This is a genomic window from Fibrobacter sp. UBA3718 (assembly GCF_002371935.1).
Lineage (GTDB): Bacteria > Fibrobacterota > Fibrobacteria > Fibrobacterales > Fibrobacteraceae > Fibrobacter.
In genome coordinates, this window is record NZ_DFHR01000020.1 from 1 (window position 1) to 24,858 (window position 24,858).

Annotated in this window: 22 protein-coding genes; 9 read left to right on the forward strand and 13 right to left on the reverse strand. The window is 56.1% G+C overall.

Going from position 1 to position 24,858, the window contains the following annotated elements; genetic code table 11:
• A partial coding sequence (locus B4A77_RS07410) for an AgmX/PglI C-terminal domain-containing protein (protein ID WP_290739640.1) occupies nucleotides 1-1,007 on the forward strand: 1,007 nt, incomplete at its 5' end.
• Nucleotides 1,008-1,107: 100 nt separating this feature from the next.
• Here the strand turns inward: B4A77_RS07410 and ahcY are convergent.
• The 3 genes from ahcY to B4A77_RS07425 are packed head-to-tail and all read right to left on the reverse strand — an operon-like array spanning nucleotide 1,108 to nucleotide 6,333.
• Complete coding sequence (gene ahcY / locus B4A77_RS07415) at nucleotides 1,108-2,568, reverse strand: adenosylhomocysteinase (protein WP_290726480.1); 1,461 nt, start codon at nucleotides 2,566-2,568, stop codon at nucleotides 1,108-1,110.
• 56 nt (nucleotides 2,569-2,624) lie between these two features.
• A complete protein-coding gene (locus B4A77_RS07420; protein ID WP_290739643.1) occupies nucleotides 2,625-4,439 on the reverse strand; it encodes a DUF4153 domain-containing protein in 1,815 nt (604 codons plus the stop codon).
• 34 nt (nucleotides 4,440-4,473) lie between these two features.
• On the reverse strand, nucleotides 4,474-6,333 hold the full coding sequence (locus B4A77_RS07425; protein WP_290739646.1) for a DUF4153 domain-containing protein: 1,860 nt from the start codon (nucleotides 6,331-6,333) through the stop codon (nucleotides 4,474-4,476).
• Between the two features lie 75 nt (nucleotides 6,334-6,408).
• Between B4A77_RS07425 and B4A77_RS07430 the strand changes: the two genes are divergently transcribed.
• A complete protein-coding gene (locus tag B4A77_RS07430) occupies nucleotides 6,409-7,533 on the forward strand; it encodes a metallophosphoesterase (protein WP_290739649.1) in 1,125 nt (374 codons plus the stop codon).
• Between the two features lie 10 nt (nucleotides 7,534-7,543).
• On the opposite strand, the gene B4A77_RS07435 is transcribed toward B4A77_RS07430, so the two are convergent.
• From B4A77_RS07435 to B4A77_RS07445, 3 genes are all read right to left on the reverse strand, one after another.
• Complete coding sequence (locus B4A77_RS07435) at nucleotides 7,544-8,950, reverse strand: transglutaminase family protein (protein ID WP_290739652.1); 1,407 nt, start codon at nucleotides 8,948-8,950, stop codon at nucleotides 7,544-7,546.
• 140 nt (nucleotides 8,951-9,090) lie between these two features.
• On the reverse strand, nucleotides 9,091-10,296 hold the full coding sequence (locus B4A77_RS07440; RefSeq protein WP_290739655.1) for a glycosyltransferase: 1,206 nt from the start codon (nucleotides 10,294-10,296) through the stop codon (nucleotides 9,091-9,093).
• A gap of 1 nt (nucleotide 10,297) precedes the next feature.
• Nucleotides 10,298-10,810, reverse strand: a complete 513-nt coding sequence (locus B4A77_RS07445) for a hypothetical protein (protein ID WP_173381377.1) — start codon at nucleotides 10,808-10,810, stop codon at nucleotides 10,298-10,300.
• A 30-nt stretch (nucleotides 10,811-10,840) separates the two neighbouring features.
• Here B4A77_RS07445 and B4A77_RS07450 point away from each other — a divergent pair, with 30 nt between their 5' ends.
• Nucleotides 10,841-12,712 carry a DUF4954 family protein gene (locus tag B4A77_RS07450; RefSeq protein ID WP_290739658.1) on the forward strand — a complete coding sequence of 624 codons (1,872 nt, stop codon included), beginning with the start codon at nucleotides 10,841-10,843 and terminating at the stop codon, nucleotides 12,710-12,712.
• 7 nt (nucleotides 12,713-12,719) lie between these two features.
• Nucleotides 12,720-13,268, forward strand: a complete 549-nt coding sequence (locus B4A77_RS07455) for a M48 family metalloprotease (protein ID WP_290726466.1) — start codon at nucleotides 12,720-12,722, stop codon at nucleotides 13,266-13,268.
• Nucleotides 13,269-13,308: 40 nt separating this feature from the next.
• Here B4A77_RS07455 and B4A77_RS07460 read toward each other — a convergent pair whose 3' ends face one another.
• Both B4A77_RS07460 and B4A77_RS07465 read right to left on the reverse strand, forming a co-directional pair.
• Nucleotides 13,309-14,118 carry a hypothetical protein gene (locus B4A77_RS07460; RefSeq protein ID WP_290739661.1) on the reverse strand — a complete coding sequence of 270 codons (810 nt, stop codon included), beginning with the start codon at nucleotides 14,116-14,118 and terminating at the stop codon, nucleotides 13,309-13,311.
• 31 nt (nucleotides 14,119-14,149) lie between these two features.
• Nucleotides 14,150-15,508, reverse strand: a complete 1,359-nt coding sequence (locus B4A77_RS07465; protein WP_290739664.1) for a sodium:solute symporter family protein — start codon at nucleotides 15,506-15,508, stop codon at nucleotides 14,150-14,152.
• 96 nt (nucleotides 15,509-15,604) lie between these two features.
• Here B4A77_RS07465 and B4A77_RS07470 point away from each other — a divergent pair, with 96 nt between their 5' ends.
• Nucleotides 15,605-16,585: a hypothetical protein gene (locus tag B4A77_RS07470; protein WP_290739667.1), complete on the forward strand. Its 981-nt coding sequence runs from the start codon at nucleotides 15,605-15,607 to the stop codon at nucleotides 16,583-16,585.
• 56 nt (nucleotides 16,586-16,641) lie between these two features.
• On the opposite strand, the gene B4A77_RS07475 is transcribed toward B4A77_RS07470, so the two are convergent.
• Genes B4A77_RS07475 through B4A77_RS07485 form a run of 3 tightly spaced genes read right to left on the reverse strand, consistent with a single transcriptional unit; the run spans nucleotide 16,642 to nucleotide 18,713 of the window.
• A complete protein-coding gene (locus B4A77_RS07475) occupies nucleotides 16,642-17,481 on the reverse strand; it encodes an MBL fold metallo-hydrolase (protein WP_290739670.1) in 840 nt (279 codons plus the stop codon).
• 13 nt (nucleotides 17,482-17,494) lie between these two features.
• Nucleotides 17,495-18,139, reverse strand: a complete 645-nt coding sequence (locus B4A77_RS07480) for a hypothetical protein (RefSeq protein WP_290739673.1) — start codon at nucleotides 18,137-18,139, stop codon at nucleotides 17,495-17,497.
• A gap of 16 nt (nucleotides 18,140-18,155) precedes the next feature.
• Entirely contained in the window at nucleotides 18,156-18,713 is a 558-nt protein-coding gene (locus B4A77_RS07485; protein WP_290739676.1) for a flavin reductase family protein, read from the reverse strand.
• An 88-nt stretch (nucleotides 18,714-18,801) separates the two neighbouring features.
• On the opposite strand from B4A77_RS07485, the gene B4A77_RS07490 reads away from it, so the two are divergent.
• The 3 genes from B4A77_RS07490 (at nucleotide 18,802) to B4A77_RS07500 (ending at nucleotide 20,745) form a co-directional block, all read left to right on the forward strand.
• Entirely contained in the window at nucleotides 18,802-19,362 is a 561-nt protein-coding gene (locus B4A77_RS07490) for a LemA family protein (RefSeq protein WP_290739679.1), read from the forward strand.
• A 100-nt stretch (nucleotides 19,363-19,462) separates the two neighbouring features.
• Nucleotides 19,463-20,485: a M48 family metallopeptidase gene (locus tag B4A77_RS07495; RefSeq protein ID WP_290739682.1), complete on the forward strand. Its 1,023-nt coding sequence runs from the start codon at nucleotides 19,463-19,465 to the stop codon at nucleotides 20,483-20,485.
• A gap of 104 nt (nucleotides 20,486-20,589) precedes the next feature.
• Nucleotides 20,590-20,745, forward strand: a complete 156-nt coding sequence (locus B4A77_RS07500; protein WP_173366476.1) for a hypothetical protein — start codon at nucleotides 20,590-20,592, stop codon at nucleotides 20,743-20,745.
• Nucleotides 20,746-20,753: 8 nt separating this feature from the next.
• Here B4A77_RS07500 and B4A77_RS07505 read toward each other — a convergent pair whose 3' ends face one another.
• Together B4A77_RS07505 and B4A77_RS07510 are read right to left on the reverse strand one after the other, a co-directional pair.
• Complete coding sequence (locus B4A77_RS07505) at nucleotides 20,754-21,671, reverse strand: D-alanyl-lipoteichoic acid biosynthesis protein DltD (protein ID WP_290739685.1); 918 nt, start codon at nucleotides 21,669-21,671, stop codon at nucleotides 20,754-20,756.
• A gap of 133 nt (nucleotides 21,672-21,804) precedes the next feature.
• Nucleotides 21,805-23,265: a glycosyl hydrolase family 5 gene (locus B4A77_RS07510; RefSeq protein WP_290739688.1), complete on the reverse strand. Its 1,461-nt coding sequence runs from the start codon at nucleotides 23,263-23,265 to the stop codon at nucleotides 21,805-21,807.
• 550 nt (nucleotides 23,266-23,815) lie between these two features.
• Between B4A77_RS07510 and tuf the strand changes: the two genes are divergently transcribed.
• A partial coding sequence (gene tuf / locus B4A77_RS07515; protein WP_290739691.1) for an elongation factor Tu occupies nucleotides 23,816-24,858 on the forward strand: 1,043 nt, incomplete at its 3' end.

Genomic DNA, 24,858 nt, shown 5'->3' on the forward strand with positions numbered 1-24,858 from the left:
ATCCGGGGCGTGTCCTTTGGGCGGTCCATTATCCGTTCCCCCGTTATTTGTATTCGGCCATGGTCGCAGCACCGGACAGCGTCTATGTTGATGGCAAGGGTGATTTTCTCAGCATGGAGGGGGAGGGCGACTTGGGCATGATTCCGCCGAGGGGCTTGAAATTGCCTGCCGAAGGGGATTCGCTTGCCACACTTTCCCCGAATTCTATGCGAAGGGTTTGGCGGGGAGATGCCGCTATCGCTCCGCTTTCTGCATTTGATGTTATTGTCAGAACCTTGATTCGTTATCGCAAGTGGTATGCTGACAGGTGGGATGTTGACAGAATTTCTTTATACATTGATGGCAGTTTCTTTAGGCAGAACAGGTTCCATGAATTGACCCCCTTGATAATTGCGTTGAAGGAAATAGGGTTCAGGTATGTCAGGGTCGATGTCGATGACTCGGATGATGCTTTCCGCTTTCGTTCGATGGAAATGGCCCATCGGGAAATTTACCGGTTGACCGGTCTCAAACCTTCAATGTCCCTTCCTCGCGGTTTTAGGGTGGCCTCCAGCTCGAGGGCGATATTTAAGAAATTGGTCGGGATGGAAAAGTCTAAAAAATTCAAAAAGAATATTGACAAGCTGCTTGAGGAAGCAGCTGGTTCGTCAAAAGCCGAAAGTACCAGGCCATCCGGCAAAGTCTTGATTCCGTCATGGGCCGATGATATCAAGGTGCGTGGCTCCCGTTCCGCCAAAGATGTCCTGGAAATCATGCACCAGCGAGAGCCAGGATTGCGCCATGTTTACAATAAGTTTTTGAAGAAGAAACCCGGATTCGAAGGCCGCGTTGTCCTGAGACTTCAGATTGCCTCGAGTGGTGAAGTTGTCCGTACGGCCGTCGCGTATTCCTCGACCGGCTATGAGGAATTCGATAATGCGGTCAGTGACTATGTCGGTGGGATACCGTTTGGAGAGGTGGAGTCCGGAAGCGCGAAAGTGGTTGTCCCGCTTACGTTTTACCAGTGAAAAAACATCCCCCGGCGAGTGCCGAGGGATTTTTGCTAAAAGGAGACCCCCGCTCGGAGGCGGGGGTGACATGTAAGGCGCGGGTGCGCGACTCTCGCGATTAGTACCTGTAGTGGTCAGCCTTGTACGGGCCTTCCACGGGCACGCCGATGTAGTCGGCTTGTGCCTTGGTAAGCGTCGTCAGGTGAACGCCGAGCTTTTCGAGGTGGAGGCGAGCGACCTTTTCGTCGAGGATTTTCGGGAGCGTATAGACGACGCCGCTTTCGTACTTGATGCCGGCGACAGTCTGCTTGCCCTGAGCATTGAGCCAGAGGTCAATCTGTGCGATGGTCTGGTTCGTAAAGGAGGCGCTCATCACGAAGCTCGGGTGACCGGTGGCGCAGCCGAGGTTGAGCAAGCGGCCTTCGGCGAGCACGAGGATGCTGTGGCCGTCGGGGAAAATCCATTCGTCGTACTGCGGCTTGATTTCGTTCCTCTTGATGCCCGGAATCTTCTTGAGACCGGCCATGTCGATTTCATTGTCGAAGTGGCCGATGTTACCGACGATGGCGCGGTGCTTCATCTTGCTCATTTGCGCGGCGCTGATGATGCCGGTGTTGCCGGTGGTGGTCACGAAGATGTCGGCGTAGCTCACGACTTCGTCGAGGGTCTTGACTTCGTAGCCTTCCATGGCGGCCTGCAGAGCGCAAATCGGGTCGATTTCGGTGATAATCACGCGAGCGCCCTGACCGCGGAGGGACTGGGCGCAGCCCTTACCCACGTCGCCGTAGCCGCACACCACAGCAATCTTGCCTGCCATCATCACGTCGGTGGCGCGGTTGATGCCGTCGATGAGGGAGTGGCGGCAGCCGTAGAGGTTGTCGAACTTGGACTTGGTCACGGAATCGTTCACGTTGATTGCCGGGAACTTGAGGCGGCCAGCCTGGGCCATCTGGTAAAGGCGATGCACGCCGGTGGTGGTTTCTTCGGAAACGCCGCGGAGAGTTTCGCGGGCGCGGGTCCACTGCTTCGGGTCCTTCTCGAAAATCTTTTTGCACGTGGCGAGGAAGACGCCCCATTCTTCGCTATCGGTAGCGGGGTTGAATTCAGGCACCTTGCCGGCATCTTCGAATTCGGCGCCGCAGGTCACGAGCATGGTAGCGTCGCCGCCGTCATCCACGATGAGGTCAGCGGTCTTGCCGTCGGGCCACACGAGGGCGCGGGCGGTGTTTTCCCAGTATTCTTCGAGCGTTTCGCCCTTCCAGGCGAAAACGGGCACGCCCTGCGGGTTTTCTACGGTGCCCTTCTTGCCCACCACCACGGCGGCGGCAGCGTTGTCCTGCGTGCTGAAGATGTTGCAGCTCACCCAGCGCACGTCGGCACCGAGGTCCACGAGCGTTTCAATCAAAATAGCGGTCTGCACCGTCATGTGGAGGCTACCCATAATACGGGCGCCAGCGAGCGGCTTCTTGCCTGCGTATTCCTTGCGCAGCGCCATCAGGCCCGGCATTTCGGTTTCGGCGAGATCGAGTTCCTTGCGGCCTTCCACTGCAAGGTTGATATCCTTAATTTTGTATTCCATGGTTATGTTCCTTATTTATGCATAAATATAGTTATACGCATAAAAAAGGTCAAGCGCTATTCCATGAATATGATGCCCTTGATTTCAAAATTAAGGATCGTGTCGCCGTCGACGATTTTGCGGTCGAGGTGGACCATCTCCTTGAAAATCCTGGCATTGTCGGTTGCTTCGATTATATCGCCTCTAAAGGTCATGTCCCAGCAACGGACATCTTTTTCGTTGAAGTTCTCGCCCATTCGCTTTCTTGAATTTTCGATTTGCTCCGGCGTGCAGGGAACCTCGGGTGCCCGCGCCTTGTAGGGAAATGCGAAGTGGAAAGCCTTTTCGCTTTTCATGGGCGTAATCTGGAAGAATATCGTGTCGTTCCGCAATTCGAATTCGTCCTTGCTGAATTTTTTGTCGATATGTTCCATTCGTGTGGCGTATGGGGGAATGTCGTAAGTCTTGTTCGTGGAGTAACTGCCATGCAGCAGTGTTTTCGGCTTATTCTTGTCCGCGTCTTTTGGGGGTGTTGAGAGGATTGCGTTGTAGTCCGTATAGATGCTGTCAGTCTCGAAAAATTCGGCCAGTTCTTTTTTAGACCTGTCTTGGAGAATATGCACTCGCGAATAAACGATGGGGGACTTGTCATCGATGGTATTGAGGAATGATTTTGTGTCTTGCGCGTTCAGGGGGAACTTCGTGTAGCCTTCTTCGGCAAGCGTTGCCTTGATGCTGTCTATCCAGATGCCGCGCGTAATCTTTGTCGCGTTGAACGGTCCGGTCATCAGTACAAACAACATTGCGCAGAAGACGATGGCGAGGTACCTGAACTTGCACTTGATTTTATTGATGAGCAGAATTGCTATGATGATGTAGAAATAGATGTTGATGGCGAAAACATAGATGCGGTCTTCGGAAATCCCGTAATCGGATATTCTGCGGATGATTCCGAAAGTCATTAAAATGACTAGGGGAATGCATGCCGCTGGGAATATTTTCAGGAGTCTCTTTTCAATTTTCTTTATCGGGTTCAGTTGCGCCGGATACATCTCCGTTACGAGCAGGAACATGATGAGCATGGATGCGGAAACGAGGTACGATACCATTCCCTTCGGCAGATCCCACTGGACAAGTATCTTTGCGATGTAGGCATACAGGAGTGCTACGTATAGCGTGAACACGGCAATGAATAGCTTGCAGACTCCGCTTGTGAACTTGCTCGATGTCGGCGTTTCGTCGAGGCGTTCGTCGATGGAGGGGAGCCCTGCCAAATAGAGCATCGGCAAAATGGTATTACGGCAGAAAAAGAAAACATACAGGTAGGGCTTTCCTGAAATTTTGCCCAGGTCGAACAACGAGACTGAACCATAGATAAGACCTTCGATAGCGAGCGTCAGGACTCCGGTGATGCCGATAGCGATGAATAATGCCTTTAGGTTTTTGTGCAGGAAAATCCAAAATTGGTTTTCGTTATTTTGTCTGAAAAATGGCGCGACGAACAGGCCCAAGATGAGTGTTGCATATATCGAATAGATTGCACCAAAAAGATAGGCGTGCCTGTAGTAATCGGGTTCTTCGGGATAATAGAGAATCAGGGCTATGGAGATGGCAAACCAGGCAATGCCTGTGGCAATTTGGGGAACCTTGCTTGTATTTTTACGGGCTTCCTGCACAAGCGTCGTTATGATGGAAAGGAGCATCGCTCCGACGGGATAGAAAACGAGCCAGAAGAAAAAACTGTGTCCCTCTTGTTCAATGCGCGAGGGTGCGATTTCGTTTGAAAAGATGAACGCGAGGGTCGAGAATACGGCGAGCGCCGATGCGACGGGGAACCGCCTGAAAGCGCTCGAAATCTGGCTCGGGTATTTTTTGAATGTGTCAAGTACCATGATTTTCCTCTTTAAATTCTTCGGCGCGCGTCAACTATTCCGTAAACAATATTCCCTTAATTCGTAGCGTCTTGCTGCGTTTCGATTCTTCTTCCGCGTGCAGGTAGCTTATTGCGATTGCAGCCCCGTCGGTCTTGATTTGCCTTGTGGAGTCCTGCTTGAGCGCTTGCCTGTCGATGGTGAAGCTGTAGACGGTCCTGGTTGCGCTTTCGCCTGCCGGGCCTGCGGTGCTGTCGGCGCATGCGTCACTCTCGTCGCTGTTGCAACTGCAGCCACTGTCTTCTTTCAGCGAAATCCGGAAGGTGAGCGTGTCGCCCGCGAATTCGAATTCGTCGTTGTTGAAGTAATGGTCTATGGCGACGGCGCCCTTTGTGCCGGGAGGCACCTGGAGCATCGCCTTGTCGGGGTACTCTATGCTGACCTCGAACTGGTCGAACGGTTCTTCGCCGGTGCTGTCCGAACCTTCATTGCAACATACGTCTTCGGCGAGGTCGTTGGTGAATGCGTAGTCGTATCCTGTGATGGGGAGATATCCGGTGAATTCCGGGTTGTGTGCTTCGGCAAGCTCGAGCATTCGCGAAACAAGTAGCTTCGAGTTTTCGTCGTCTTTTTTCCGCAGGTCGATAACGAATTTCCGGGCGTCATCCTTGCTGAGCGGGAACTCCGTGTAGCCCGCTTCGGCAAGGGCTTCCGTGATGCTCCCCATCCAGATGTCGTTCGAGATTTTCGATGCCCTTAGCGGGCTGTCGGTGACGATGAACAGCAGTGCGCAGAAGACGATGGCGATGTAGCGCGACTTGCACTTGATTTTGTCGACGAGGAAGACCGCGATGATGACGTAGAAGTATATATTGATGGTCACGGCGAAGATGCGTTCCATCGAGATGCCGTAGTCGCTGATTCTGCGGATAAGGCCGACGGACATCATGGCCACGAGGGGGATGCACGCTGCGGGGAAAACCTTGAGGAGTTTCTTTTCGAAGGTGCTGCCGGGGGCGAGGCGCGCGGGGTACAGGACGGTGACGAGCGCGAGCATGTAGATCATGAATCCGGAAACGAAATACGATACCATTCCCTGCGGCATGTCCCACAGCACGACGAACTTGACGATGTAGGCGTAGAATAGGAGTATGGCGAGCGAAAGCACCGGCACGAAGAGGAACCGGATGGTGCTTGTCGCGAACTTGTTCAGCGTGGGTGTTTCGCTGTGGCATTCCTCGATGGAAGGGATGCCGCTGAAGTAGAGTATGGGGAAGACGGTGCTCGCGCAGAAGTAGAAAATGTAGAAATACACCTTCTCATCGAATTCATGTTCGAAAAGTGCACCAAAACAGAAGACGAGCGCTTCTACGGATGCGAGCAGGAGCGTTGCGATGAGCGCGCCGACAACCAGCGCCTTGAGGTTCCTGAACAGGAAAATCCAGAATGCGTTTTCGTCTTTATTTTTCCAGAACGGCGCGATGAACAGGGCGAGCGTGGCGGTCACGTACATGACAAGAACGGTGCTGAATATGAATTCGGCGCTGAAAAAATCGAAGTCTTTTTGCTGTTCGTTGAAAACGCAAAAGAAAAGCCATCCTGAGAGGATGAACCAGGCGATGTTTGCGACAATCTGGGGAACCTTGCTGCTTGTTTTGAGGGATTCCTGGACGAGCGAGGTCGTGAGGGAAATGAGCATCGCCGCTACGGGAAAGGTGCCCAGCCACAATATGAGCTGGAGGAGCATGTGTTCGATGTAGGAATTGTCCCTGGAAAAGTCCGTGATGATTCCTGTGAGCTCTGTGCAGGCGACGTATGCGAAGAACGTGAAGAAGGCGAGCGCCGACGCGACGGGGAACCGCCTGAACGCGCTCGAAATCTGGCTCGGGTATTTCTTGAAAGCGTCAAGTACCATGATTTTCCTCTTTGAACTCCCTACATGGTTAAAAAGATACAAAAACATGAAAACAAAAAATTTATTTTTTTCCCCATGGTCTTTTTCCTTTTGCTTCTGTTGTCGGGACTTGTCCTAATTTATATCAACGTGAGTCCGGTTGTGCCTGGCAAGAAGGGCAAGCTGCTTGCGCTCGGCGTGCTTGTCTCGATTTTTGCAGGAATGTCGGCGCGGGGCACGTTTGTCGGAAGTCTCGCTGTAGCGTTCCTTTCGGTGTGGCTATGCCAGGCGCTGCTGCTTTATATACCCTGGGGTGTATTCAGGGTAGTGCGAAGGGTTGTGACGCGTCGTGCACTTGACGGGCGTTCGGTAATGCTCGCTTGCCGCGGTTTGCTCGTGGCGACGGTTATGATGACGCTTGGGCTGTGCGCCTACGGCGTCCCACACAATGCGAAATACGTTTTGCATGAGACTACGGTGAATCTGCCTGCCGGTGCGGCTCCCGGTAGCTTTACGGCGGTGTTCTTCAGCGATATCCACGTGGATCCGCTATTCAACCGTGCAAAGCTCGAGCGCATGATTGCCGATGTGGATTCCATCGCTCCCGACTACTTGCTGTTCGGTGGCGACCTCGCCGATGTGCCGTCTGCGACTCTCGACGAGTGGGGCTACGATACTTTGTTCAAGAAGCTCACGGCAGGAGCGAAAGTCGCTGCGGTGGCGGTGAACGGGAACCACGAAGGGATGCAGGAGTTTCCCGGTTCGAACCCCAACGACTGGATGCGCAAGGTGGGCTTTGTCGTGCTGGACGATTCCTCGGCGTGTATCGGGCAGGCGTGTTTCACGGGGCGGACCGATTTTCAGGTGGCGCGTGGCCGTGGCGTGGAGCGCAGGCCGCTTGCGGAGCTTGTGCCCGTCGAGGTCTCGGCCGATTCCGGTAGCGTGCAAACCGTGCGGCCGTGGATCCTGCTTGACCACCAGCCCAAGGGAATCGAGCCCGGATATTCGGGCCGGCTTCCGGATTTCGCGCTTTCGGGGCACACGCACAACGGACAGTTTTTCCCGGGTAATTTCGTCATCAATCTCGTGTGGCGCCTTGCCTATGGCGAGGGCGTGCTCGATGGCGTCCGCTGGCTCGTGAGCGCGGGTGTCGATTGCTGGGGTCCGCCGGTGCGCGTAGGGACCGACGCCGACATGTGGGTCGTGCGTTTCGTCAGGTAGAGCGGCGGATTTACGGAATGTCGTTCGGGGTAATCCCGTATGCACGGAGTTCCGCAAGTTCCATGATCTGGCTCGTGCCGTTTTCGAAATTGCCCGCTTCGAGCTGCTGGTTGAACTTTTCGGCGCCCGCAAGGTAGGCTCCGCCGAATGTCGCGTCTTCTTGCGCGAGCATCGTGGTTTCCAGGAAGCCGAGCGAATTCGTGCCGACTTCGCCTGCCCAGCCCACGAACATGTGAGTCGGGAGGACAACGAGGTAGACGTCGAACCCGGCCGCTTCAAGGATGGACGCCACGAGGAACGAGAGCTCGTTGCATACGCCCTGCCTGGTGCGCAGCACTTCGACGGGATAGTTTACCTTTTGCCCCCTGCTTCCGGCGCCGTCATTTTCGATGTACTTTAGGTTCCTTTTCTGGAGCACCTTGAACAGGGCCTGTACCACGCGGGCGGAACTTTCCGATATGCTTTCGTCACCCTCGTATTTCTGGTAGACCTTGAGCACCTTGTCCGGGAGAAGTTCGGCCATCTCTTCTAGGATTGCGGGGATGGAATCCATGTTCGGCGTTACCCACACGCCATCGTACCATATGCGGTTCTTGACTCCGGCAAGTTCTGCCCCGTTGACCTGCATGGGGTGGATGGTGGTCGGTTCCGATGTCGCGAAGAACGGGATTTCGTGGTCGTTCTCGAGGGCGTATGCGCGCACCTGGATGTTCGCCTTTGTCGGCGCGGTGAGGGCAAGCAGCGCTTCGTTGTCGAACTTGAACGAGGTCGCAAACAGGGCTGTCGTATCGGGGTTGACGTTCCCCGTCGTAGTGGCGGTATCGGTGAAGCCTTCGATCCACGACTTGACCATGATTTTCTTCCAGCGGCAAGGAACCTTGGAATTGCCCTTTTCGCATGTGTTGCGCACCTTGATGGAAACCGGCTGCGGCACGGACTCCCCTTCGGCGGTGTAGTCCTTGTACATCAGCGGGTAGAGGTTGGCGAATGCCCCGTAGATATCATCCTTTGCGCTCCAGGTCCAGGCGTCAAGCGTGCGGATGACCGACTGCGAGTAGATGTCGGCATAGACGCTGTCGTAGAGCTTTGCATAGAGCGAGTCGTAGTCGGCGAGCTTGAGGCTGTCGAGAAGCGCGTTCCGGACCGAATCCATCCATGCGGTCGCGAATGCGTTGTCGAAGAGGATGTTGTAGACGGTGTCGACATAGGGTTCGGCATATAGGCTGTCCCAGAGCGTGCCGGTGATTTCGTCGCGCAGCACGTTTGCGAGCGAATCGACATTCACTTCTGCGGCATCCTTGCCGTCGACGCCGTCTTCGCCGCTGCATGCAGTAAGCGATGTGCCTGCAAGGGAAATGGCGATGGCTGTTCCGGCGATGAGCATTCCGTTAAAAAAACGCTGGAGTGAGAATTTCATTTTGTCTCCTTCTTTTGTATGCATTTCTCGCAAAAAAAAGTAATATAAATTTCGGCGAACGCTTTGTGGGCATGCCTGTTTTGTGGTTTTTTTATAGAAAAGTTTTTAAAATAATACGATTACGCGCAATTCAGTGTCGGCTATTTCGTTATTTTTTTGTATACGCCAATCTGCCGTTCGACAATCTTGTCCCAGCTGAAGCATTCGGCGATGCGCTTCTGCGCGCCTTCGAGCAGCTGTTTCACGAGTCCGGGGTCGGCGGCGAGGCGCCGGTAGGCGCCGGCGAGGGCTTCCGGGTCTTTTTCGGGGACGAGTATGCCCGAAACGCCGTCCACGACCACGTCGGGGATGCCGCCCACGTTGCTTGCGACGACGGGAAGCCCGAGCTCCATCGCCTCGATGAGCACGACGCCGAGCCCTTCGGTGTCGCCCTTGCTGTCGACGATGGCGGGGAGCGTGAATACGTTCGCGGTCCTGTATTCGTTCGCGAGTTCTTCGGGCGAAAGCTTCCCGGTAAAGATGATTTCGGCTGCGTCTTCGATTTCTGCGGCCTGCGATTTTAGTTTGTCCGTAAGGTCGCCGACTCCCACGATGCGGATTTCGAACTGGTCGCGCGGTAGGTGCTTTGCCGCTTCGATGAGGTAGCAGATTCCCTTGCGTTCGATGTGGCGGCCCACGAAGAGTATCTTGAATTTGCCGTTTACCGGGTGCGGCACGATTGCCGATGTCCCGCCATTGCCTGCGGAAGTTGATCCGGATTCGAGCGCCGTCCCGTAGGGGCTCCATTCCACGTCCACGTTCCGGAGCGCCTTGATTTTGCCTGCGGTAAAGCTCGAGTTGGCGAATACGGCCTGCGCCTGCCCGATGGCAAATTTCAGGAGCGGCTTCACCCATTTCTTCTTGCGGATGAGCAGGAGCTCCGCCCCGTGAAAATTCAGTACGAGCGGTATTTTGAACAACTTAGCGGCGCCGAGTGCGATGTAGGCATGCGGGAACGGCCAGTGCGCATGTATCACGTCCGGCCTGAACTTGCGGCAGATGCCGATGCACTTGAAGAACCCGCTGATGATGTAGGGGATGGCGAGCAGCTGGAGCCACGGCTTGCTTGCCATCTTGGAAGGGGCCCCTTCTTCGTGCGTGAGGATTTCCCAGCTTGCGGGCGCGTAGCGGAAGCGGTTTACTTTCACGCCGTCGATTTCGTGGGTCCTGAGTCCCTTGTATGCAGGTGCGAGAACCTGGATGCCGAGTCCCGCCTTCTTGAGGTGCGCAATGGAGGTCCGTAGCCAGGGAACCTCGGCGTCTTCGTGAAAACGCGGATAGACGGAACCGATGACGAGGACTTTCATTTTAGATTGCGGCTGCCGGTTCTGCGCTGCCGGCTCCGGGTGTCACGAGTTCTTGCGATACGGATTCGATGGCTTTCAGGTCTTGCGCATCGTTGATGCACGCGGGGTAGACGATGGGGCGCACGGTCGCCGAGATGAGGCTTGCCGCCGGGTTGAATCCCATGCTGGCCGCGGTCTGCAGGATTCTGCCCCTCACGCGGATCCAGCCCTCGATCTTGGAGTCGAGCAGCAGCATGCCGAGTCCGGCCTCGTTCTCGAGGAACCCGATGATGTCGCTCCCGCGGTTGTTCTTGTTCAGGGCGGTGAGGAACACTTCCCAGAACTGGATGTTCGCACTTTCGTCCTGGAGGATCTTGCGTATGGCCTCGAAGTCGAATTCGAGGTAGACGAAGGAACTTTGGTCCTCGTCGCTGCGGATAATTTCTTCCTGGCAGCGTCTTTCGAATATTTCTTCCGTGTAGATAGAAATATTAAAGTGGTGCTTTCTAATCAGTTTGAAGAGTTCTTGCTTCATCGCTCCTCAAAATTAGTCTATTTTTTGGGTATGCAACGATTGCTCAAACTCAAAAAAGTGCTGAAGAACAGCGTATTGGCTTCCCTGGCCGAAGGCTTCAAGGCGGCCAAGGCCACGGGTGGAAAGTTTCGCCCCCTGAATGCCGACGAGATTGCCGCATTGGAAAAGAACGGCAACCGTTGCGAGGACTGGAACCGCATCCTCGTTGAACCGAATTTTACTCCCGACCGCATCCATAATTCCGTGTTCATGGGCGATGTCCGCCTGCCTGCCTTTTATGGGACACTCCTCCTGCCGGGCGACGTGTCGTTCCCGACGGGGATTTACGACAGTCTCGTCCACAACTGCATTGTCGAGAACGCGCTCGTGTGCAAGGTGGCGATGCTTTCGAACGTGCTGGTCCGCAGCAGTGCCGTGGTGCACAACGTGGGATCGCTGGTGAGCAGCGGCAAGATCAACTACATGATCGGCTCGACAGTCACGGTGGGTAACGAGATGGGTGCGCGCCAGGTGCGCGTGTTCCCCGACATCACGACAGACCTTGTGGACGTGCAGCTGTTCCACAAGGGTGAACCCGATGTCGAAGCCGCGTTCGACGAGCAGTTGCGGCAGTTCCGCGAGGAGACCGCGCTTCCGTTCGCCGTGGTGGGGAAGGGAGCCGTGGTGAGCAATACGAACATCGTTCGCAACAGCTGGATCGGCGCGCATGCGCGAATCGAGGGCGCCTCGAAGGTGCGCAATTCCGTCATCCTCAGTTCGCTCGAGGAATCGACGCACGTGTACGATTCCGTGATTCTTGAAAATTCGAATTTGCAGATGGGCGTGAAGGTGCATACCGGTGCCGAGGTGCAGGGCAGCGTGCTCATGGGCCGCGTGAAGGTGGGGAGCAAGGCAATCGTAAAGTCGTCGATCGTTGCGCCCTGCTGCCATATTGAGGAAGGCGAGGTCAACAGCTCGTACATGGGCCCGCTCACGCAGATGCACCACCATTCGCTTTTGATTGCGGCGCTTTGGCCCGAAGGTTGCGGCAATATCGGTTACGGCGCAAATGTGGGCAGCAACCACACCGGCCGCATGCCCGACCAGGAAGTGATGCCCGGCCAGGGAATGTTCTTTGGCCTCGGCGTGAACGTCAAGTTTCCGGCGAACTACCGCGAGTCCCCGTTCACGATTGTCGCAAGCGGAGTGACGACGCTTCCGCAGCGTCTCAAGTTCCCGTTCTCGCTGATTCGTCCGGGCGACCCGCAGCTCATGGGAGTTCCTGCACGCCTGAACGAGATTGTTCCCGGCTGGAACTATTCGCGCAATGCCTACGCGCTCGACCGCAACCTCTACAAGTATTCCTCGCGCGGCAAGGGACTCGTGCCTTGCTCGTTTTTCGGCATTTTCAGCGTGGAGACGGTGCGTCAGGTTTTCGATGCCCGCAGCCGCCTGCAGGTGGAACAGGTGCGCGACGTGTACACTCAGGAACATATCGACGGGCTTGGCGAAAACTTCATGCGCGAACGTGTGCGCCAGAGTGCGATTGCCGCTTACGAAGATTACCTGGAGCGTTACATCCTCGACCAGATGATTTTGCTTGTGGAAAGCGACTCGGCTTTGAAATTGCAGTCTCCCCGCGAAATCCGCAAGCTCCTGACGGGAGACCTGAACAAGGAAATTTCGAGGATGGTCCGCATGCCCGAAACGCTGGACGAATTGGTCAAGCGTTTCCGCCAGCTCGAAAAGGACTGGTTCGAGAACGTGTTCCACGGCCTTGACCGCGACAACGAACGCGGCCGCAAGATTTTCGATGACTACGACAGCGCGCACCCTGTAGACAAGGGATTCCTGGAGTGGGAACGTACCCGTTTCGAGGAATCCGTGAAGCGGCTCAACAACGTCCTCAAGAATATCGACTAGGTGCCGCTTGCTGCTCTACGCATTACTTTGTATTGAAATTGTCGCACGCGTCGTTCTCGAAGTGCGCGAGTGCAGGCTGACGGGTTGCCGGTTCGGCTTTTTTGCCGTGTTGCGCCTGCTCCCGCTCGTGAACGATATCGTGCCCCTGCCCGAGAGCCGCGCGGAGGTGCCGCAATCGCGGTTTGTGAATTTTCACGAGGAAGCGCACAGGGCCCTGCATCATGCGGTCCTCCGTAACCTGGTGAAGATTGTTTTTTTGATGTGCGCCGTATGGTTCCTCGCGTCACTCCTGGTGCGCATGCAGATGCCGATTTGGCAGGCGATCCTGTGGCTGCATCTGGCGGCTATCCCGTTCCGCACTTTTTTCCATTACTACTGCTGGAACCAGGAATGCGAAGCTGACAGGTATGCGCTTTCCAAGACCGACCGCAAAATGGCGAAGGCGGCCATGCGCGACCTCTCGCTGTGTGAAATTCCCCGCACGCTGCTGTTTGCGCTAATCTACAGGGAACACCCGCCGGTGGCATTGCGCCGCAAGCGCCTCCTGAACAAGTAGGACAAGGATTTCGAAGCCTGAGTTTTTCGGGTGTTGGCCGCTAGAACGTCCAGAGCGAAACTCCCGCCATCAGGGACCAGTTCCCGCCGTTGAAATCTACGAGCAGGTTCGTGATTCCGAGCTGGAATTCTATCGTGTCCGAATACCAGTACGATATGAGGAAGTTGTTCGTGAACACGTACGGGGTCGCGAAGCTGATTTCCGGAATCGGGTCGTTGATGACGATGGACTTGTTAGGCCTGTAGACGTTGCCGTTGTAGCTGAGCGTCACGCTCTTGATGAACAGGCTTGCATAGGCACCCGCGCCGTATTGGAACACGAGCTTGTCGTTGTTATTGGTGTCCTCTATTTTTTCGAGGCTTTCGTCCTCTTTTTTTTCGTAGGCATGGTAGTTGAAGGATTCGTAGGTGAACCTCTGGAACGATTGCACGCCGAGCTCGAAATACTTCGTGTTGATTCCGAAACCGGTGGAGGCGTAGATGCCGTGATAGATTCCGAACCCGATGTTCATGGTAAAGAGCTTGCCCTTGACAAACTTGTCGATGGATCCCCACACGGGGAGATACTTTATCTTGTAGCGCGCATCGACCTCGACACTGTCCCAGTCGCCTTTATTGTAGACGCTGTCGAGCCCGATTTTTTCGGATGCCCCGATGGCGACACCGCCGCGCAGGCGCGACCCGATGGTGTTTTCGGGGAGGTGGCGGCTGATTCCCTGCATGCTCGGGCCGGGGTAGATGTCGATGGTTGCCGATTCCGCATATTCCATCTTGGTGCTCGCGCAGGCGCTCAGGGCGATTGCCGCACTTGTGACGGACAGAATCATCAGAAGCTTTTTCAAAAATCCCATGTTGGAAAGATACTTTTTTTGTCCGGTCCGTTTATTTCTTGATGCGCCCGATGGCAAGGAATGCTGCATTTACGATGAAAGCGGCGATCATCAGGAAGTCGCCCGTGTGCGTGCCGAGCGTACCAGGCAGAGGAGGGCAGAGCTTGCCTGCGAGTGCGAGCGCGCCGCCCGCGACGATTGCCGCGGCGACGAACTTCGGTTTTGCCTTGAGTCCGAGAAGTCCCCACAACACGGGTACGGTGAAGGCTCCCGCATAGACGGCAAGTGCAAGCAACAGCGTGCCGATGATGTCGGTGAACACGAGCGCGAGCAGCAGGGCCACGATGCCGTTCAGGAAAATGATGATGCGCGCCTTGAGGAGCGCCTTGTTTGCAGACCCTGCGGCGGCTTGCGGTTCGCCTATATTGAACAGTCTGCAGATGATGACCGAGCTACTCAGCAATGTGGTGTCGGCGCTGCTGAGCACTACGCTCAGGAGCGCAAGTGCCACCAGCGGGACGAGCGGCGGTGGCAAGACTGCATTCGCAATGGCCGTGATTCGGGCTCCCTGTATATCACCGAGGCTTGTGCCGAATAGAGCGAGGATCCCGATGACGAATGCGACGGGGATGAGCACGCAGGCGGCAACCGCTATGGCCTTTTTCGCGCTGTGTACGTCCTTCGCGCAGAACACGCGGCTGAAGATGTCGGGGCCGGCCGTGTACGTTGTTCCGTAGGTGAGGATGAGCAGGAAGAGGTCGAAGGGCGAAAAACCTTCGTTGAACGGGAAAGGAAGGTCTCTACTCGGGAGCACGCCCGCATCGCCCGCGCCGTTAACGAGCGCGAAGCCCGCGACAAGCACGAGCCCCGCGACAATCAGGCATGCCTGGAAAAAGTCCGTGCGCAAAATCGAAAGCTGCCCGCCCGCGAGCGTGTAGCCCGTGAACACTGCTGCCGATACGATTGCGGCCGTGGTGTATTCCATCGGGGTGAACGTCATCAGGAGTTTCGCCGCCGCGATAATCTGCGCCGCGACGATTCCTGTCCATGCAATGGGAATCACGATGGAGGCGACAGTCCGCGGCCCCTTTCCGTACAGGTTCTCCACCAGGTCGGGGAGCGTGTATTTCCCGTGCTTGTAGGCGCGTGCTGCAAACGGGATGAGCGCGAATAGCCCGATCGCTCCCGTAAGCATGAACCAGCTCGCGGCAGCGCCGAGTTTCATCCCGGAATCGATGGCGCCGATAACGGCCGACCCGCCGAGAATCGTTGCCACCAGGCTCCCGGCGACCGCCAATGCGGAGGCACCCTTGCGGGCAACGAAAAAGTCGGGAATGTCCTTGACCTTGCGCGCGCTGCGGGCCGCAATAAGCACGAGGATGACGAGGTAGATGACGAGGGCGGTGGTCATGTCGCAGGCAAAGATAGATTTTTGCTTCGGCGCCTTGCCCCTGTCGATTGTTCTACGATTTCCATTTTTTGTATATTCTTCGCCATAGAGGTTTATATGTTGCGACTTTATAGTTCCTTCGTTTCCGTTATAGCTATTCTCGCATTATGTGCCGTTCCGTCTTTCGCCTTCGATGTGAGTGTCAAGGCGAACGTGGATAACGCCCAGGTGTTCGTGGGTGACATGTTCAATTACGAAATCCAGGTGACGGCACCTGAGAACGCCATCGTGGACTTGCCTAGCTTTGTCGGGAACCTTGGCAGCTTTGAAGTCAAGGAGATGAAGAACGAGAAGGTGACCGAAGGCATGCCCAAGGGGACTGCGAAATTCGTATGGCTCGCGACGCTCAACACGTTCGTGAGTGGTGACTTCTTGATTGCGCCGCAGCAGGTGAACGCCGTGGTGGGAAGCGATACCGTGAAGGTGAATACCGACCCGGTGGCCGTGAAGGTTTCCATGCGCACTACGGGCGAGGAGACGGATATCCTGGAAGCGGAAGACCCGCTCGATGACCCGCGCCTGCCGCAGTGGCTCTACATCGTGCTGATCGTGCTGGGGGTGGTGCTGCTCGTGTTCCTCGGGTGGTTCCTGCACAAGAAATTCGCGAAGAAGGGCGAGGCTCCGCGACTCCCGCCGTACGAGGAGGCGGTACTCGCTCTCAAGGAACTCAGGCAGAAAAATTATCTCGCCGAGGGCAACCAGGGTGACTACTTCATGGCGCTCGGGTTCATTGCCCGCCGTTACATCGAACGCCGTTTCGACGTGGATATCCTGGATGCGACCGTCGCCGAGCTCAAGCAGCGCATGTCGCATGTTGCGGGCCTCCCGCAGGCCTACAAGGAATCGGTCGTGACACTCGCCGTCGAGACCGAGCCGGTCAAGTTCGCGAAGATGAAGCTCGAGGGCGAACGCTGCCGCTTCTGGGATGAATGGGCCGATAAGCTACTCGAAGATACCAAGCCCACGCCGGAAGAGGAACAGGCAAAGAAGGAAGAGCTCAAAGCCGCTGTTGATGCCGTTCGCGCCCAGCGCAAGTAAGACAATCCGGAAAGCGCAGCGAAAAAATAGCGCGCCATGCCGGGCATCCGCTGCCCCTAAATCTCTATTGTCATTCCGGTGTGCATTTGCTCTGCACGCTCGCCGAGAACTTCCCGCAATATTCCGTAGGCGCGGTCGCCGGTGCAGTGCCCTGTGTAAATCTTCTGCACGTCGAGTTCGCGTAGCCTTTCGGCGAAGGCGCGCACGCGTGCATCCGGGTATCGGAAGAGGTGGAACCCGCCGAGCAGTGCGTAAATCATTTTCCCGGGGAAGGCGTTCCCGATTTCTTTCACGATGTTGTCTGCTCCCGCGTGGCTGCAGCTGTTCATGACGAACAGCCCCTGCGGGGTATCGAACACCAGGCTCTGCTCGTGCGCGAAACTGTCGTAGCGGTATTTGCCGTTTTCTTTGACGCTCAGGTGCGCCATCTCGCCGATGCGTTCGAGCCCCGTGGTAGAATGCGGCACGAGCGTTATTCCCGGCGCAATTTCGGCATTGCCTTCCGCATAGCGGATGCGGCCCGCGAATCGCTCGAGCCATCCTTTGTGAATGCCGATGTATTCGTGGTAGCTAAATCGCCCAAAAAGCTTGTGCGTGTGGTAGCAGTTTTCGCCTGCGCCCTTCCGCAGGTAGAAGGGTGCGGTCTTATTGAGCGCAAAGAATTTCGCCATGCCGTTTGCATGGTCGTAATGCGCGTGGCTCAGCACGCCGATATCCACCTGCGAGAGGTCGATGCCCATCACTTTCGCGTTTTTTGCGAACAGGTGCGATGCGCCCGTGTCGAGCAGCACCTTGTGGCCGTCATATTCCACGTACACGGAAAGTCCCCACTCGCCAAAAAGCTTGCGCGGGCCGCACATTCCCGCGATGTTATCGATGAGAATCTGGACCTTCATTGCCGTTTGCGCCCTATTCGCAGTCGAGGCAGGTCCATTCCACCGTGCCCGAGCCGTAGTTGTTGAAGCGGGCGCGCGTGTAGCTCTCGATGTCGATGAGGAACCCGACCTTGCCCGCATTCTTGGTGCAGCAGCCGTCACAGTCGCTGTCGGCACACATGTCGTAGACGACGGCGTCGATGATGTGGCCGTTCTTGCGCAGCCTGAATGTCTTGAGCTTGTAGGTATTCCAGTCCTTCTCGTGGACGGCGATGATGTTGTGCTCGCTGACCCATTCCTCTGTCTGCTGGTCTTCGAGACCTGCGAACCAGCCTGCCCACGAACATCCGTTGTAGTCCTCGCATTCCTCGCTGCCGGGCTCCGGCCACGAGGTGTACCACGTGAGGTTTGCCTTGTTCCATACGGTATCGCCCGGAACCGCTTCCGCCGAGGAACTCGATGCGGGCAGGGTCACGCTGCTGGATTCCGGAACAGGCCCGCTTTCGCTGGATCCCGGCAGAAGCGCGTCGCTCGATTCGATGACTGCGTCGGAACTTTCCGGTGCGGGGGAACTGCTGGAACTGTCGTCACCGCAGGCGACGAGCATACCCGCGAATATGCCCGCAAGCGCGAAACCCGTGAAAGCGGCAGGGTTCATGCCGTGCAGAAACTTCTTCACAAACACTCCCGCCTCCTTAAAGCGTCTTCCCGTCGCTGAAGGCGTTCCCGACGCGGCGTTCCATCACGTAGTAGCCGTGGCCTGCGGAATCGTAGCACACCGGCGCGAGTTTTTCTACGGAGAGCTTGCCGTCAGCGTCCAGCACGGATTCGTCGGCGGTCACGTTCACGATTTCTCCGAGCAGGAGTTCCGAATCGTCGTCGTAGCTCACCATCCTGCATTCGAGCGCGAGCGGGAGTTCCGCGATGAGCGGGGCGTCAACCTTATCGCTCCTGACCGCGGTGAGTCCCGACTTTGCGAACTTGTCGGCAACCTTGTTCCCGCTGGTTATGCCCAGGTAGTCGATGGCCTTGATGTCTTTCGCGGTCGCCATGCTCACGGTGAATGCCTTGCGCGCCTTGATGTTCGGCACGGTCTTGTGCGATGCTGCCACGTAGATGGCCACCTGGTTCGAGTCGCTCACCGAGCCCCATGCGGCGACCATCGCGTTCGGCGAACCGTCTTCGTTGTAGGTGCCAATGACGAGCGTGGGTTGCGGGTACAGGTAGGTTTTTACTCCGAGATCTTTGCGCATTTGAAAACTCCTTTTTTTTACAAGATATAAAACTATTTGCACGAAAATTATATACTTTTCCTTAAAAACGATTTTCAAAGGAGTTCTTATGACTGTAGGAATTGTCATCGCCGTCGTCGTGGTCATTCTCGTCGTGTGTTTCATCTCCATGTACAATGGCCTGGTGAAGCTCCGCAACAACCGCGAGAATGCCTTCGCGAATATCGATGTGCAGCTCAAGCAGCGCTTTGACCTGGTGCCGCAACTCGTGAATACCGTGAAGGGCTATGCCACCCACGAGAAGGAAACTCTCGATAAGGTGACATCTGCCCGTGCCGCCGCGATGGGTGCCACCACGGTCGACGAGAAGGTTGCCGCCGACAAGGCCCTTACCGGTGCGCTCGCCGGGCTCCGCGTCTCCCTCGAGGCATACCCGGAACTCAAGGCGAACCAGAACTTCTTGCAGTTGCAGACGGAACTTTCCGATATCGAGAACAAGCTTTCTGCCGCACGTCGCTTCTTCAACTCCGCCACCCGCGAGTTCAACAACGCCTGCGAGGTATTCCCGAGCAATATCATCGCCGGCATGTTCAACTTCAGGCGTGCTCCCATGTACGAGGCGTCCGAAGGCCGCGAGACCCTCAACAAGGCTCCCGAGGTGAAATTTTAGACGAAAGAACGGACTTACGGTCCTATAGACTAAAGACGAAAGGAACGATGTAAAAAAGCCTTTGTCTTTCGTCTATCGTCTTTCGCCTATCGTCTAAGCTATGAAGTACGTCGGTATCCAGACCCAGATTTGGCGGAATAACCGCAATACGGTTATCCTGCTTTTCATGTTCCCGCTGCTCCTCTTGGGAATGGTCTTTGCGACCATCATGGCGCTCGACTGGCTCGGGTTCTTCTGCTGGAACGGCGTATGTTCCGATGGCCTGCAGGCGACCGAGTTCCACTGGGATGTCGTCTGGCAGTATTTCCTCGATGCGGTGCCGTACACGCTTGCGGTGACGGGAACGTGGTTTATTATCGCGTATTTCACGAACACCTTCATTATCCGGCATGCGACGCACGCGCGCCCGCTGGAACGCAAGGAGAACGTGCGCGTCTACAACATCGTAGAAAACCTCTGCATCGCGGGTGGCATCGAGATGCCGCGAATAAACATCGTCGAGGATTCGAGCCTCAACGCGTTTGCGAGCGGTATCGATATAAAGTCGTATACCATCACGCTGACCACGGGCATCATAGACAAGCTGGACGATGCGGAACTCTCGGCGGTCGTGGGGCACGAACTCACGCACATCAAGAACCGCGATACGCGCCTGATGGTGGTGTGTATTGTTTTCGTGGGCATATTCTCGATGCTCATGAATGTCTCCCTGCGGCTCCTGAGCGGTGCCATGCGCGCCCCGCGTAGCAGGAGTAGTCGCAAGAATGGCGGGGGAGGCATTATTATCGTTTTGCTTGTCGTCCTGGTGTGGTCGGTTATAGGCTATTTTTTCAGCACCATGACGCGTCTTGCCATTTCGCGCAAGCGTGAGTACGTCGCCGATGCGGGTGGCGCCGAACTCTGTGGCGACCCGCTCGCACTCGCTTCTGCCCTAAGGAAGATTTCTGCGGATCCGGGCCTTGCCGATGTAAAACGCGACGATATCGCGCAGCTCTACGTGATTCATCCGGACGAGGAATTTGACAACGAGATGGGTCTCAAGGGTCTCGTCGCGAAGGCGAACATACTGTTCTGCACGCACCCCGACACTCCGGAGCGCATCAAGCTTCTGGAACAGTTCTAGTGCTGCTGTCGGGATGGCTAAAAAATTTTTTGGGTTATTTTGAAATTGTCATTTTCTGACACATAATAAATGTATCTTTCTTTGTGTGAAAAGAGAGGTTTATTATGTTTAAAGAAAAAAAGTTGACCGATGGAATTTTCCGTGTCGCACTGATTGCGCTTGCGTCGTTCGTCTTCATTGCCGCGAATGTCGCTTTCGAGAGTGCGATTTTCGGCATCCTCGCGAGCGCATTCTACGTGTACGAGGTCGCCCGCATCTGACACGGGGCTTAGCGCTTCTTGACTTGCCTTACCGCGGGTGTGAACCGCTTCGGTTTGGCATTTAGCTTTCGGCCCTGCACGTCGAACCGGCAGGCATCTTGCTGCTCCAAACCCAGCGCATCTTGCCCCGCGAAATCGCGCGCATCCTGTTCCCGAGAACTGCCGGCACTCCGCACGAATCCCTTCCCGCGAATAGCCGTTGTGGAATCGTTTACTTCGGGCACCTTCAAGATGCCTTCCTTTATAATCCTCGCGAGTTCTTTCGCGCCGGTCGCATTCGGGTGCACGCTGTCGGCAAGGAACCATTCGGGCGTATTGAATTGCGAATGCAGGTCGATAATCTCCACGCCCTTTCGGGTCGCGACTTCTTCGATGATGGGGTTGATCTGGTTCACGATTGCGGTGTCCATGATGCCCCACTCGCAGTTGTTGGAATAGGGCTGTAGCGTCGCGATGACCCTCGGGCTTGTCGTAAGGTGCATGAAGGTGTCGAGCAGCGCCTCGTAATCCTTGTAGAGTTGTTCCTTCTCGTACTGCCCGTAGTTGTAGTTGTATCGGGGCTGTCCGTTCTCGATGCAGTTATTCGTGAAGAACTTGCTGTCGTTTGTCCCGAGCTCTATGACGACTATCTCGGGATTGAACGCGAGGGCCGCCTTGAACTTGTCGGTGTTCCAGTAGCTCATGTTGTCGCCCGGGCCCTTGTTCGCGAACGTCATGGAAGAAACGCCGAAGTTCTGCACCTTGTAGCTGTCGCCCAGCATTTCTTGCAGGTGGTCGGGGTACTTTTTCTGGTCCCAGATTCCGTATCCCTCGGTAATGCTGTTGCCGACGCACGCCACGCGCGTTTGCGCGCTTGCGGTGCACGTGAATCCCGCGATTGCCGCGAGCGCGACCATCATGGCCCTATAATTCTTTCCAAACATCATGTCCATAATATAATATTGCGAAGGCGGGAATGCCACGGCGAACGATGCGGCCCGCAAATCGCCGGTGTGCCATGTACAACAAGGGCCCCGCGCATCGCGGAGCCCTTCGTAAAGGTCTAGGCCGTGGTGGCGATTAGTATTTATCCTTCAGGACCTGCGGACATTCCACTTCTTCGTAGTTGTGCAGGGGGTTGCCCGCCGCATGCATGAATCCGGCGAGGAACAGGCAGCCTTCCTTGGCCTGGCTGTCGTTGCTGAATGCGCTGTTGCATTTTTCCTGGAGGCAGGTGAGGGTCTTCGAGGCGTTGTACTTGGTTTCCTTTTCGCAGTCGGAAAGCAGGCCGCCATACTGTTCGGAGTTGCCCGGTATGTTCCAGCCCATTTGGCCACAACCGTTGAACGCGCCGAAACCGCCGCCCGGGATCATGATGTCGAACTGGCCTTGGTTCACGTCGCCACCGATGTTGGTCACCATGATGATGAGCTTCTTGTCCTTGATGGCCCTGTGGTTTGCATCGGTGGAATATTTGCCTTTGCCGGTGAAGGTGAGCTGGAAGCATTTACCACAGTCACCGCCGTTGCTTGCGGGCACTGCCGCGAAGGCGAAGCCCATTTCGTCGCAGCCGTCGACAGTGAACGGAACCTGGCTCGTGCAGGTCATGAGTCCTCCGCCGCTGCATACGCTTCCGCCACCCCAGTCGGTGCTTTCGGTCTTGCCCTTGTTGGTGCACTGCTTGGAGTAGTTGCCGTGTGCGTGTTCCGGCCAGGAGCAGTGGGGCTTGCAGCAGTCCCAGTAGCGGGTTGCCCAGCCCTCACCCTTGGCGCCGTTCTTTTTCTGGATATTCGGGCATCCGCCGGCGGGCTTGGAAGAGGAGCTGCTCTGTACGGAGCTGGAGGACTTTGCGCTGCTCGAGGAGGATTTCGCGCTGCTCGATGACTGCACGGAACTGGAAGAGGCTACGCTGCTCGAGGAGGGCGGAAGCGCGGAACTCGACTCGATGATGGGCGCTTCGCTGGAACTGGACACGATGACGGGATCGGGCTGTTTCGTGAACTTGTCTCCCGGGTTCAGGACCGGGAGGGCTCCGATGTCGCCGCCGGTCGTAAGCACCGTGACGCCGTCCAGGGAGATGATGTTCATGGTGGCGAGATCCAGGTTTGCGATATAGTTGCCGTCCGGGTCGGTGACTACGCAGGAGGTGGCGCCTTCGGCGGCGGGGTAGATGAGGTAGTCGCCGGTGTTGTCGATCAGGTGCCAGACGGGGCCCGCGATGGTGTAGATTGTCGTGTTCTTTTCGAGCTTGGCGAGCGTGGCGACATCGACATTGCCGGAAATGGGCGTCCCCTGCAGGTCGGAAATCACGCCGATGGAGGTCCCCTCGAGAAAGCTGATTGTGCCGATGAGGTCGCCCTGCGCGTTCGTCACGCGTCCGTCAGGGTAAATAATATAGTCGGCATCCGTCTGCAGGAGCCAGGCTTCCGATGTGACTAGGTATTCGGGCTGCTTAGGGCCGGAAGGGGTTTCGTCGGAGCAGTTCCAGGCGATTGTGAGGGCGCCGGCCAGCATGAGGGACTTAAAAATTAGATTCTTCATGGGTTTTCCTTTCTTATCCCTATTCCACACCGAGACAAAAAATAGTTTATGTGACCGAATAATGCTTGTAAAAAATGGAGTAACAACAATTTAGGCGTTCCTGCATTGTTCTCGTTCGCAATGCTCGGACTGGAATGTAAACTGAATGTAAAATTATTTATTGTAAAAATAAAATTACAAAAATAGTGCTTGCTTGCGTTGCGGGCCTGGCGGTTCTTGTCACAATGGTGAATTGTTTGTTGATAACTTGAAGGTATCCTTTGTTTAAAAACATTGAAACTTTGAAATTCGGCGAATTTCGCCACTTTCGAAACGGGCTCCTGATGACTCCGCTTTTCGGTTCGCGAAAGCCGCGCGGGCTGTTGATAACTCCCTCTTTTTTGTGATTTTCGCAAAAAATCAAAGAAAAAAACTTGCAAAATTATTGGCATTTACTAAATTTGTGGCTCAATTTCGGAGAGTACCGCTTCCTATGCTTTCCGATGTAACGGAAGTCATTGGGACTTCTTGACTTGAAGCGATAAACCTTCTGCTGAAGAAGAGGAATAAAATGGCAAAAGAACATTTTGACAGAAGCAAGCCGCACTGCAACATCGGCACCATCGGCCACGTTGACCACGGCAAGACCACTCTGACCGCCGCAATCTGCACGACTCTCGCAGCCCGCGGCCTCGCCGCCGCCAAGCGTTTCGACGAAATCGACAACGCCCCCGAAGAAAAGGCCCGCGGCATCACGATCAACACTTCGCACGTGGAATACACCACTGCCAACCGCCACTACGCCCACGTCGACTGCCCGGGGCACGCCGACTACGTGAAGAACATGGTGACCGGTGCTGCCCAGATGGACGGCGCCATCCTCGTTGTGGCCGCCACTGACGGCCCGATGCCCCAGACCCGTGAACACATCCTCCTCGCTCACCAGGTGGGCGTGCCGAAGATTGTCGTGTTCATGAACAAGGTCGACATGGTCGACGACGCCGAGATCCTCGACCTCGTCGAGATGGAAGTCCGCGAACTTCTCTCCAAGTATGACTTCGACGGCGACAACACGCCGATCATCCGCGGTTCCGCCCTCAAGGCCCTCGAAGGCGATCCCGCCTACCAGGACAAGGTCATGGAACTCATGGACGCCTGCGACTCCTACATCCCGCTCCCGCAGCGCGATACCGAGAAGCCGTTCCTGATGCCGATCGAAGACGTGTTCACGATTACCGGCCGCGGCACCGTCGCCACGGGCCGTATCGAGCGCGGCGTCGTTCACCTGAACGACAAGGTCGAACGCGTCGGCCTCGGCGAGACGACCGAATACGTGGTCACCGGCGTTGAAATGTTCCGCAAGCTCCTCGACGACGCCCAGGCGGGCGACAACGTCGGCCTGCTCCTCCGCGGCGCCGAAAAGAAGGACATCAGCCGCGGCCAGGTTCTCGCCGCTCCGAAGTCCGTGACTCCGCACACCGAATTCAAGGCCGAGATCTACGTCCTGACGAAGGACGAAGGCGGCCGCCACACGCCGTTCATGAACGGCTACCGTCCTCAGTTCTACTTCCGCACCACCGACGTCACCGGCACGATCCAGCTGCCCGAAGGCGT